This window comes from Streptomyces sp. S3(2020) (assembly GCF_013044505.1).
Lineage (GTDB): Bacteria > Actinomycetota > Actinomycetes > Streptomycetales > Streptomycetaceae > Streptomyces.
This window is the reverse complement of sequence record NZ_JABERD010000275.1, coordinates 1-10,918: the sequence shown is the minus strand read 5'-3', so window position 1 is coordinate 10,918 and position 10,918 is coordinate 1. Positions and strand designations below refer to the sequence as shown.

At 70.3% G+C, this 10,918-nt stretch carries 9 protein-coding genes and 1 pseudogene; 8 read left to right on the top strand and 2 right to left on the bottom strand.

The window, feature by feature from the left end:
• Positions 1–122 precede the first annotated feature (122 nt).
• The 4 genes from HLK59_RS44260 to msrB all read left to right on the top strand — a co-directional run bounded on the left by HLK59_RS44260 (position 123) and on the right by msrB (position 3,396).
• Positions 123–884 carry a pyrimidine reductase family protein gene (locus HLK59_RS44260; protein WP_171147329.1) on the top strand — a complete coding sequence of 254 codons (762 nt, stop codon included), beginning with the start codon at positions 123–125 and terminating at the stop codon, positions 882–884.
• 132 nt (positions 885–1,016) lie between these two features.
• Positions 1,017–1,490, top strand: coding sequence for an indole-3-glycerol phosphate synthase (locus tag HLK59_RS44255; RefSeq protein WP_171147328.1), 474 nt, complete (start codon positions 1,017–1,019; stop codon positions 1,488–1,490).
• Positions 1,491–1,580: 90 nt separating this feature from the next.
• Positions 1,581–2,969, top strand: a complete 1,389-nt coding sequence (gene murC, locus HLK59_RS44250; protein ID WP_171147327.1) for a UDP-N-acetylmuramate--L-alanine ligase — start codon at positions 1,581–1,583, stop codon at positions 2,967–2,969.
• A 19-nt stretch (positions 2,970–2,988) separates the two neighbouring features.
• The gene (gene msrB / locus HLK59_RS44245) at positions 2,989–3,396 is read left to right on the top strand and encodes a peptide-methionine (R)-S-oxide reductase MsrB (RefSeq protein WP_171147326.1); all 408 of its coding nucleotides are present in this window, start codon (positions 2,989–2,991) and stop codon (positions 3,394–3,396) included.
• A gap of 26 nt (positions 3,397–3,422) precedes the next feature.
• Here msrB and HLK59_RS44240 read toward each other — a convergent pair whose 3' ends face one another.
• Together HLK59_RS44240 and HLK59_RS44235 are read right to left on the bottom strand one after the other, a co-directional pair.
• Positions 3,423–4,247 carry a hypothetical protein gene (locus HLK59_RS44240; protein WP_171147325.1) on the bottom strand — a complete coding sequence of 275 codons (825 nt, stop codon included), beginning with the start codon at positions 4,245–4,247 and terminating at the stop codon, positions 3,423–3,425.
• A gap of 20 nt (positions 4,248–4,267) precedes the next feature.
• Positions 4,268–6,130 (bottom strand): hypothetical protein, encoded by a 1,863-nt coding sequence (locus HLK59_RS44235; protein WP_171147324.1) that lies wholly within the window; start codon positions 6,128–6,130, stop codon positions 4,268–4,270.
• 304 nt (positions 6,131–6,434) lie between these two features.
• On the opposite strand from HLK59_RS44235, the gene HLK59_RS44230 reads away from it, so the two are divergent.
• From HLK59_RS44230 to HLK59_RS44215, 4 genes and pseudogenes are all read left to right on the top strand, one after another.
• On the top strand, positions 6,435–8,681 hold the full coding sequence (locus HLK59_RS44230; RefSeq protein WP_171147323.1) for a GAF domain-containing sensor histidine kinase: 2,247 nt from the start codon (positions 6,435–6,437) through the stop codon (positions 8,679–8,681).
• Positions 8,678–9,334: a response regulator transcription factor gene (locus HLK59_RS44225; RefSeq protein WP_171147322.1), complete on the top strand. Its 657-nt coding sequence runs from the start codon at positions 8,678–8,680 to the stop codon at positions 9,332–9,334. Before HLK59_RS44230 ends, HLK59_RS44225 begins: the two co-directional genes overlap by 4 nt.
• Before the next feature lie 172 nt (positions 9,335–9,506).
• Complete coding sequence (locus HLK59_RS44220; RefSeq protein WP_171147321.1) at positions 9,507–10,406, top strand: hypothetical protein; 900 nt, start codon at positions 9,507–9,509, stop codon at positions 10,404–10,406.
• 214 nt (positions 10,407–10,620) lie between these two features.
• Positions 10,621–10,825, top strand: a pseudogene (locus tag HLK59_RS44215) (peptide-methionine (R)-S-oxide reductase); the annotation flags it as partial.
• Positions 10,826–10,918: the final 93 nt, after the last annotated feature.

The following is a 10,918-nucleotide window of genomic DNA, read 5'->3' as shown; positions in this document are numbered from 1 at the left end:
GGGCCGATGGGGTCAATGGGGTCGGCGGGTCCTCTGGCGCGGGTGGGGGCCGCACGGAGGACGGTCGAAGCGCCTGGGTCCGTGGTGCTGACGCCGGACGCCTCCGGTCCGCCGGCTCCGGTGTGCCTGTCCTCCCGGTCGCAGACCTGTTCGACCGTGAGTGGAGCCTCGCCGAGCTGGCCGACGCCTATGCCTATCCGCAGGCCACCGCTGGGCGAAGCGTGCCATGGCTGCGGGCCAACATGGTGTCGACCCTCGACGGTGCCGCGCAGCACGACGGGAAGTCGCAGCCCATCTCCATCCCGGCCGACATGCGGATCTTCGGCACGCTCAGGGCGCTGGCGGACGTGGTCGTCGTCGGCGCGGAAACGGTACGGCAGGAGGGCTACCGGCCCGCACGCGCGCGTGCGGAGTTCGCGGAGCGCAGGGAGGCGGCCGGACAGGGACCCGCGGCGGCGATCGCGGTGGTCAGCGCCGGACTGGAGCTGGACTTCTCCCTTCCGCTGTTCACCTCCCCCCTCGTCCCCACCCTGATCCTGACCGGCGCCGCGGCCGCCCCCGACCGGATCGCGGCCGCGGAGAAGGCCGGCGCCCGGGTCGTGATCGCCGGTGACGGCGTCGGCGTGGAGCCCGCCCGTGCCGTACGGGCTCTCGCGGACCTGGGGTTCACCCGGCTGCTGACCGAGGGCGGCCCGCGGCTGCTCGGTCAGTTCGTGGCCGCCGGGGTGCTCGACGAGCTCTGTCTGACCGTCGCCCCGATGCTCACCGCGGGTGATGCCCAGCGCATCGCCGGGGGACCGTCCGTCGCGGTTCCGCAGCGGTTCGCACTGGTGTCCCTGCTGGAGGAGGAGGGGTTTCTCTTCGGCCGCTACCAGCGCACTTGAAATTCGTTCAGCGGTACCGCCGGTCCCGAAAACGGCGGAATCTACCGTTCCGTTTAGCTTCGGACGGGCACACTAAATCTCGCAGCCCCGTGAGATCACGGGGCAGGATGGTTTCCGCAGAAGGGGTGCGCGGTGTTCACAAGCGTACTGATGATCGAGAAGGCCCTGACCTCAGCCGACGTGGAGTTCGTCACCACCCTGCACGGTGACGAGCAGGTCTCCTTCCATGTCCTGCTCCAGCCGCGCGGCGACCAGGCGGACCGCCTGCTGCGGGCCATCGACGACGTCGCGCTGGGCGAACTGGACGAGGCGGCGAAGGAGCGTGAGGTACCCGAGGGCGACGCCGCGAGGCCCTTCGGGGAGCGGGCGCTGGAGGTGTCCCTGACGGCGCTGCGGGGCTCCGGGAACACGGCGGAGGGGCGGTTGATCGAGGACCACCCGCTGGACGCGCTGAAGGGGCTGGTGGAGGAGGTCGGCGCGGACGAGGTGATCGTGCTGACCGATCCGCACTACGTGGAGGAGTTCTTCCACCGGGACTGGGCGTCGCGGGCCCGGCACAAGGTCGGGGTGCCGGTGCTGAAGCTGTTCTCGCACAGCAAGGCGTAGCTCGTCGGGTGCGGAACCTGCTCCGTCATCGCAACGAATAGGCTGGGGCGCTGAACGTCCGCCGTATCTGTACGCACAGGGAGACATCACGTGGCACCCGGCACCCTTCCCACCGCCATGGACCGACCGCACTTCATCGGCATCGGCGGCGCCGGGATGTCGGGGATCGCGAAGATCCTCGCGCAGCGCGGGGCGAAGGTGGCGGGCAGCGACGCCAAGGAGTCGGCGACCGCCGAGGCGCTGCGCGCGCTGGGCGCCACCGTGCACATCGGGCACGCGGCGGAGCACCTCGCGGACGACGCGAGCTGTGTCGTCGTCTCGTCGGCGATCCGCCAGGACAACCCGGAGCTGGCCCGCGCGGCCGAGCTGGGCATCCCGGTGGTGCACCGCTCCGACGCGCTGGCCGCGCTGATGGAGGGCCTGCGCCCGATCGCGGTGGCGGGCACCCACGGCAAGACCACGACCACCTCGATGCTGGCGGTCTCCCTGTCGGAGCTGGGCCTGCGGCCGTCGTACGCGATCGGCGGAGACCTGGACGCCCCCGGCTCCAACGCGCTGCACGGCGACGGCGAGATCTTCGTCGCCGAGGCGGACGAATCGGACCGCAGCTTCCACAAGTACGCGCCCGAGGTCGCGATCATCCTCAACGTCGAGCTCGACCACCACGCGAACTACGCGTCCATGGACGAGATCTACGAGTCCTTCGAGACGTTCACCGCGAAGATCGTCCCCGGCGGCACGCTGGTGATCTCCTCCGACCACGAGGGCGCGCGGGAGCTGACGCGCCGGGTGGCCGGTTCGGTGCGGACGGTGACGTACGGAGAGGCGGAGGACGCCGACGTACGGGTGCTGTCGGTGGTCCCGCAGGGTCTGAAGAGCGAGGTCACCGTACTTCTCGACGGACAGGAGCTGACCTTCACGGTCTCCGTCCCCGGCCGCCACTACGCGCACAACGCGGTCGCCGCCCTCGCCGCGGGCGTCGCGCTCGGCATCCCCGCGACGGACCTCGCCCCCGCCCTGGCCGCGTACACGGGCGTGAAGCGGCGCCTCCAGCTCAAGGGGGAGGTGGCCGGTGTCCAGGTCATCGACTCCTACGCCCACCACCCGACCGAGATGACGGCCGACCTGGAGGCGATGCGCGGGGCCGCCGGCGACGCCCGCATCCTGGTGGTCTTCCAGCCCCACCTCTACTCCCGCACCCAGGAGCTGGGCAAGGAGATGGGCCAGTCGCTGTCCCTCGCGGACGCCTCGCTGGTCCTGGACATCTACCCGGCCCGCGAGGACCCGATCCCCGGTGTCACGAGCGACCTGATCATCGAGGCGGCGCGCGCCGCGGGCGCGGACGTGACGCCCGTCCACGACAAGGCGGACGTCCCCGCGGTGGTCGCGGGAATGGCGAAGCCCGGCGATCTCGTTCTCACCATGGGCGCGGGCGACGTCACGGACCTCGGCCCGCGCATCCTGGACCGTCTCGCGTAGTGGATAGGGGCTGAACACCATGTCGTACGACGTCGAAAAGCCGGACGAGCAGTGGCGCGCGGAGCTGAACCCGGCCGAGTACGCCGTGCTGCGCCAGGCCGCCACGGAGCCCGCCTTCACCGGTGAGTACACCGACACCAAGACGACGGGCGTCTACTCCTGCCGCGCCTGCGGCGCCGAACTCTTCACCTCCACCACGAAGTTCGAGTCCCACTGCGGCTGGCCCTCCTTCTACGACCCGAAGGACACCGACGCCGTGGAACTGATCTCCGACCGGTCCCACGGGATGGTGCGGACCGAGGTGCGGTGCGCTCGGTGCGGGTCTCACCTCGGGCATGTGTTCGAGGGTGAGGGGTATGCGACGCCGACGGACCAGCGGTACTGCATCAACAGCATCTCGCTGCGGCTGACGCCGGACGAGAGCTGAGACGGGAGGCCTGTCGGCAGGCCAGGTCACTGAAGCGAGACGAGCACCGGTACCAGGCCGGTCCCGGAGTTCAGGGTGTCCATGGCCTTGCCGATCACGCACCCGAAGGCGCGAGCGGAGTCGGTTGCCTTCATCGCGTGCCCAGGCACGGCGGAAGTGGTCAGCAGGTCGCCGACGTCGATTGGCGCGGTGTCCGCCTCCGCTCGGCACCAGACGGTACCTGCCAGCGCCACTGGTACTCGTGTGCTTCCGGTCGTGGAGCGGCGTCGGCCGAGGACGATACCGGGCCGTTCGTCCTGCAGACCGGACACAATGCCGGCCGCCCGCCGGTCGTACGGCCGCTCGCAGTGGTGCAGTTGCCGCCTGCCGCCGATGACCATGACCGTACCTGGCTCCACCCTGCTGTCGGTGGCGATGTCGAACTCCTCGGCGCAGTCGGCCCCGACCAGGATCACGTCCTCCGCGACCCGGATGCTGCCGTTGACGTCCAGGGTCGCTTGAGGTGCTGTCGTGCCGATACCGACGTTGCCCGTCGTGTTGATGATCAGGTTCTTGTTGGCGACGGGCTGCCCGCCGGCCCCGCCGATGCTGACGAGTTCCAGTGCGGTGCCCGGTCCGCTGCCCAACTGCCGTAGCTGCCAGCTGCGTTCGGTCCTCAGATCCAGCAGGACGGCGCCGTCGCCGCGGCGTCTGACAGTGATGCCGCCCCAGACGTCAAGGGTGTCGTTGGGGGTGGTGAGGCCGATGCCCACACGGTCGTCTGCGAGAGAGAGGGCGCTCGCGTTGCCTACGGCGTCCTTGACCGGCTGGGCGGTGCCGCTGATGTTCTGATCGATCTGCAGATCAACCATGGCTCCTCCTGGAGTTGGGGTCACGCGGGTGCGGTAACCGGGTAGGGGAAGGCCATCGAGCCGAGTTCCGACTGCTTGGACGAGGAAAAGACCCGCCGCCCGTTGACCAGGAGCGTGAAGCGCCGCAGCCGTACGACCCCGAAGAAGTCGTCGGCCTCAAGTGCGATTGCGCTGATGTCCCCCAGGCGCAGGTCCCCGTAGGTGTCGGCGACACTCAGCCCGTCGAAGGGGCCGGTCAGCCGGTAGCGATGTCCGGCGCTCACGCGCAGGAACAGCGGGACGTCGGAGAGCGGTACCGGGACTGGCCCGAAGGGTGGTCTCCCGAACTCCGCGTCGCCCTCCAGCTCTACGCCGAGGACGTCCACCACGGTGTGCTGCAGCGGCGCCCGCAGACCCGCTCCGGCGTCGAGGCCGTACCGGAGCAGTGCTCGGCGTGCCCGCACCTCGTGCGTACCGACTCCGGGCCCGCCCATGCCGCGCAGTGACTCGCGCAGCCGTAGTTCCTGGTGGCGTGCGTGGCGCACGACGATCCTGTCCACGTAGCGCAGGGCGCCCGCCTCGTTCGGATGCAGGAAGGACGCGATGACCGCCGTCTCGATGCGGGCGATCTCCGTGTCGAAGAGGTCGACCGCAGTGTCGGCGCTGGCGGATTTCGTTCCTGACTGCCTTACGATCAAGGCCAGTTGGCGCCGCAGTGATCTGGGGCCGTCGAGGCCGGCACGCAGTCGGCTCAGCCGCTCCACGGTCGCTTCGCGGGTGTCACGGGGCAGGGCGGGGCCGAACCGCAGCAGGCCGGCCAGGTCCCGTCCCTGCCGCAGGTCGGTGAGCTGTCCGCCCCGGGGGATCGCGGCCACGCGTTCGCCGAGCAGCGCGTCCCGGACCACGTGGCTTCCGTCTCCGGGCGGCCGGTAGCCCTCGTGGAGGAACGGTGTACCGCCCGCGAACAGGGAGTTCTCCGGACGGAATCCGGAGGGAACGAAGAAGATCCCGGGTCCGCGGTCACGGGACTCGTACAGGTCCGCGACCGCCCTGCGCAGCCAGTACAGCGCCTGCCCATGGGCGAACTCCGCGCGCCGGATCGCCCTCCGGGCGATGTCGTCCGGATCCACGCCGAGTCCGAGCAACTCGTCCAGCAGCTTCACGGACGGCGTCAGCCATGAGAAGGGCGAGTTGATGAAGTCGTTGAATGCCTTCTGCCAGCCCGGGCGGTCGCTCATGTACTTCAGCAGCGAGTAGAGCCGGTCCAGGTCGGTCCGGGCGGAGAACGGCGCATAGTAACCGGTCACGGCCATCACCGCGTTCGGGAACGTCGTACGCGCCGCCCCGAGTACTTCCTTCATGCGGTCGAAGGCGAAGGTCCTGACCGCCCGGGCGATGTCGTCCAGGGATGGACCGTCCTCCGGGTCCAGGACGTTGCGCAGCCCGACGTCGTTCACGCTGCCGTCGATGAGCACCAGGTCGACCGCTGCGGCGGTCCTGCCGCCGGCCCGTGCCACCTGGTACTCGATCGTCGGGAACGTGCTGGGCACTTCGGGGCGGATCGCGTCGGCCATCGACTCGTCGCGCCCGGCGAAGAAGTCCAACGCCTGTGCGTCGGTGGTGAAGAAGGCCGGGAACGTGTCGTAGAAGGCGTAGTGGTCCCCGCTGGGGACCCGGCGCGTGGTGCCCGACGGAAGCTGGACGGTCCGCCGTCGGTTCCTGTCGTCGGTCGCGACCAGCTTCGCCCCCGAGCGGGCCGAGGAGATCGCGACGACCAGGGTCCGGCCGGACGCGGCGGCGATACGGCGGGCCGCAAGCACGGCGAACTTGTCCTGACTGCGCAGCCCTTGACCCCACATCGCCGAGTCGCCGATGACAGCCACGCGCAGTGAGTCTCCAGGCATGGTTCGACTCCCTTTGGGGCGGTGAGTGGTAAGGCTCCGGTGGGCACCCCCGCTGTACGTCCACGCCCACCGGGTGCTTCCAGGGTGCTGCCCCAATGTCCCGTTGCACATGGGGCGACGCGTCCCGGGAGGCTGGGAATCCGCCGGGCATGGGTTGTGCCCGGCCATTGCGGGCCCTGCCCGGCCGCCCCATGATGTGAACGTGCGGTTGCCCGGCGTGACGACGCTGCCGACCCGGGTTCCATTCGCCACGGTGCTGGCAGGGGCCCTGATCACACTGGGCTGTTGGGGCTTCGTACTCCGTATGACCACTCCCTGCGACGGGACGGACGTGCGGTACTCCCGCGTCGACTGGCTCCCGCAGGGCCTCGGCGTCGACAAGTGGTTCCCCAACGCGCACGGCATCGAGGACGGCGACGTCCTGGTCGCCATCGAGGGCCGCCCGCTCGACGCGGGAGTGGGTTCCGTCTCCCGTGACACCCTCCCCGGCGAGGGCCCGCTGCACTACCTGCTGGTGCACGACGGGGTGACCAGAGAGATGGACTTGACCCTGGTCCGGCCGGTGGTGGGCGAGCTACTGGTCTACTTCTCAGGCCTGTTGCTCTATCTGGCCGTCCTCGGCCTGCTCGCGCTGTGGTTGCGGGCCCGGCGCCCCGCCGCTCCGCTGGGTACCCCGCTGGTGCTCGGCTTCGCCGGTACGTTTCTCTGGCTGGTCGCCGGACCGGTGACGGGCGTCACGGCCCTGGACGTGGCCACGGCAGGACCGCTCTTCTGGCTCTACCACATCGCGACGCTGGGCGGCGGCAGTCTGGCATGGGGAGCGATGGTGGCTCTCGGACTGGTGCCGCTGCGATCGGTGTGGCCGAACGCCTACCCACTGCTTCGAGCCGCGGCCTACGGTGGGCCCCTGGCGATCCTCGGCCTGTGGGCGGCCGGTGTCCTCGCCCTCGGACCGTCCGGAATGACCGCGGTCGGGCTGATCCACGCAGGTCAGGAGGCCATCACCGTCCTGTGCTGGACAGTGGCCGGGTACCTGGCCCTCCAGGTCTACATACGTGCATCCCCACCGCAACGCGCCTCCTTGCGCTGGGTATTCGGGGGCGGGCTGCTGTCAGGGCTCGGGCTCTTCGCCCTGTGGCTGGTGCCGGACATTGTCATCGGCTACCGGCCCACTGCCATCAGTTGGGTGGGGCTGGCCGGACTGCCCATCCTGATCGGCATCCTCGTGGCCATCCTGCGCCACCACCTCTACGCCATCGAGCGCGTCGTCAGTCGTGTGCTCTGGCACGCCCTGCTGGGTTCGGTCCTGTTCGCCTGCTATCTGGCCGTCGTCACGCTCGCCACCCTGACCACGACGTCCGGCGCCCTCTCCGCGGGGATGGCGGCCACGGTGACTGCCCTGATCGCGCTGCCCGCCAGGGAGGCGCTGCGCCGCCGCCTCAGCCAGTGGTTCTTCGGGGGACGTGACGAACCCGCCGAGGCGCTGCGCGCACTTGGCCGGTCGTTGGCCCGGATCCCCGCCCCCCAGCAGGCGCTGTCCCACGTGGTGGTCGCGGTGGCGGAAGCGCTCCGACTGCCCTATGCAGCAGTGGAGTTCGCCGATTCACAGGCACCGGGCGGGCACCGCGTCGCGGAGTCCGTGGGCAGCCCGGTCGGTGTCTGCTACACCCAGCCGCTCCGTCACCACGGGCGTGCCGTCGGCCGGTTGGTGGTCTCGGCGCGGGAGACGGACGAGCCGCTGTCCGCCTCCGACATCGGTCTGCTCGGCGAGATCGCCGGTCAACTCGGCGCCGCCGTGAGGTCGGTGGCCCTGCATCAGGAGGTGCTGCGTTCCCGCACGTACGCCGTCACCGTCCGAGAGGAGGAACGGCGCCGACTGCGTCGGGACTTGCACGACGGACTGAGCCCCACGCTGACCGGACTGTCGCTCAAGCTGGAGGCCGCGCTGGTCCGGCTCGCCGGAACCCCGGCAGACGCGCGGCTCGCCGACGCCCGCAGTCTGCTGAGTGACAGCGCCGGGGGCATGCGGACGGCTGCCCGCGGGCTGCGGGACCTCGTCGACGGCCTGCGTCCGCCCGCGCTCGACGCACTCGGTCTGACCGCGGCGATCCGGCGCGGGGCACGGGAGTTGACGGCAGGGAGCGGTCCTCGGGTGGACGTGTCCGGGCCCGCGCGGGACCTCCCGCTGCCGGCGGCGGCGGAGGTCGCCGCTTTCCACATCGCAATCGAGGGTTTGACGAACAGCGTCCGCCATGGCCAGGCGTCCTGTTGCACGGTCCGGATACGGCTTGTCCCGCCCTTGCTCCCAGACGACGGCTTCGACCGGGACGGACTCCTGGGCGAGGGACGGCAGTTGTGCATCGAGGTGCGCGACGACGGCCGGGGACTTCCCGATGAAGGCGACAGGCCCCGGATCGGGGTCGGGCTCCGATCGATGAGAGAGCGGGCGGAAGAGCTGGGCGGCAGGTGCGTCGTGCGCTCGGAACCCGGTGACGGGACCGTCGTACGAGCGGTCCTGCCGTGCGGGACGGGCTTGGAGCGTACGCGGTGAACCCGCGCCGGATCACCGTACTGGTGGCCGAGGACCACCCGGTCTTCCTCGAAGGGCTGGTGGCCCGCCTGTCGGTGGCCGAGGACATGACGGTGGTGGCGACCGCGCGCACCGGCACGGAGGCGGAGCGACTGGTCCTCGAACACGGCCCCGACGTGGCTGTGCTCGACATCGAGATGCCTGAGCGCAACGGCATCGAGACCGCGCGTCGGCTGCGTACAGCCGTACCGGCCGTGGCGGTGCTCGTCCTCACCGCGTACGACGATGACGAGCGGCTGGAGGCGGCCATGGACGCCGGTGTGCTCGGCTACCTCTCCAAGCATGCAGAGCCGGACACGGTGCTGGAGGCGATCCGGACAGTGGCGCGCGCCGCCATGTTCTTCGATCCGTCGCTCACCGACCGCATCCGCGAGCGGCTGTGTGCCGGATCGGAGAGGTACCGCCCGTTCCGTCAACTGACTGACCGGGAGCACCAAGTACTGGCCCTGCTGTCCGGCAACTGCTCCAACGAGACCATCGCGGAGCGCCTGGGGATCAGCCCCAAGACGGCTCGCAATCACGTCTCCGCCATCCTGACCAAGCTGCCGGCCCGGGACCGTGGCCAGGCCGCACAGATGGCGAGGGAGGCCGGGGTGGCGCCGCGGTCGGGGTGAGGCGAGCCCGGCGTTGAGGGCATGGGCAGTCCAGGCCCCCTCTGCCGCGGGTCCCGCCCGGAACCCGGGTCCGTGGGTCGCCGTGCCCCATGCGCGCCGGGTCGGCGGGACAGGAGTGTGATGCCCGAGACACAGGGCGGCGCAGGCCGCCCGTCAGTCAACGGGAGACACGATGAAGCACACCTGGACGACCCGATGCGCGGTGGGCGTCGCCCTTGCCGGGCTCACGGCGACTGCGGCCGCCGCGAGCCCGGCATTCGGCGCATCAAGGGGTCCTGCGGAGATCACCGACTATACGATCAAGCGCGGTTCGTACACCTCCAACAACTCCGACAACTACAAGTCCGCAGACGCCAGGTGCCCGACCGGCACCGTCGTGCTGGGCGGTGGGGGAGAGATAAGCGGAGCGGCCGGCCGAGTCGCCCTGCGGGTGGTGAATCCGCATCGCGAACAGAACGGCCAATACCGCGTCACGGCGGCCGCCGCCGAGATTTCGCTCGGCACCACCCAGAAGTGGCAGGTGCGGGCCTACGCCGTGTGCGGAAAGCGCCCGGCCGGCTACTTCATCACTGACTGGGCAACCTCGGTGGAAAACCACAGTGATGCCGCCAAGACCGCCACCGCGACCTGCCCGGTGGGCAAGAAACCGCTCGGCTACGGAGCCAAGGTCAAGGGCGCCGACGGCAACGCGTCTCTGCGCACTTTGCAGGTCCTCGCGTTCCAGCCACGAACCGTCCTGGTCTCCGCGTCCGAGGCGCCGATGAACACCCTTTCGCCCTGGAGCGTCAGCAGCCGGGCCTTGTGCGCGAACGTCTCGGTCGGCCAGAGGGAGAAAGTCGGTGGCTTGTCCGCCACGGGATTCGCCGCGGTGCCCTGCCCGGCGGACCGGAGGCCGCTGGGCGCAGGCGTGACGCTGAGCGCCAATGCGCAGACCCGTCGCTACCTGTTGATCAGGGCCCTGTACCCGTTCCTCCTCTTCGGCGGGAGCGGTTCAGCGGCCCAGGTGTCCGAGTACGGGAACGGCACCTCCGGTACCTGGAAGGTCGGAGCCCGCGTGATCTGCGCCCCGTGACGCGCGCAGGCTGAGCCGCCGTCCGTACGGTGGCTCAGCCGGCCCGCGGTGCGGTCGGTGGGAAGCGCTCGACCATGTCGCGGTTGTGGACAGTGTCGTCGTCTGCGCCTGCTGCGCTGAGGTGCTTCTGGTGGCTCGCGCTCCCCACGCGCCTGGGGACTGCCCAAGTTCCCCGGCCAGAGCCTCCTCCCGTCCCTGTGAGGCAGGGCGGCGGCCGAGTCTCTACGATCCACGCAACTCCGATGCGTTGGAGCGTGTGGAGGATCGGTCGCATCGGATGGTGCGGACTGAGCTGCGGTGTGCTCGGTGTGGATCGCATTTGGGGCATGTATTCGAGGTGGAGGGTTACCCGACTTCGACTGATCAGCGGGTACTGCATCAACAGCATCTCGCTGCGGCTGACGCCGGACGAGGGCTGATCCGACGGGTCACGGCGTCAGTGGCCCGGGCACGGTGACGTGTCCCGGGCCTCGCGCAGCTGCGGGGCCGCGCGCTGGGCGGGGGTGTAGGGG

Excerpts from the sequence above, each read along its gene's own strand:
- HLK59_RS44230 (WP_171147323.1), top strand. The coding sequence starts at position 6,435 with ATGACCACTCCCTGCGACGGGACGGACGTGCGGTACTCCCGCGTCGAC.
- HLK59_RS44235 (WP_171147324.1), bottom strand. The coding sequence starts at position 6,130 with ATGCCTGGAGACTCACTGCGCGTGGCTGTCATCGGCGACTCGGCGATG.
- HLK59_RS44220 (WP_171147321.1), top strand. The coding sequence starts at position 9,507 with ATGAAGCACACCTGGACGACCCGATGCGCGGTGGGCGTCGCCCTTGCC.
- HLK59_RS44240 (WP_171147325.1), bottom strand. The coding sequence starts at position 4,247 with ATGGTTGATCTGCAGATCGATCAGAACATCAGCGGCACCGCCCAGCCG.
- msrB (WP_171147326.1), top strand. The coding sequence starts at position 2,989 with ATGTCGTACGACGTCGAAAAGCCGGACGAGCAGTGGCGCGCGGAGCTG.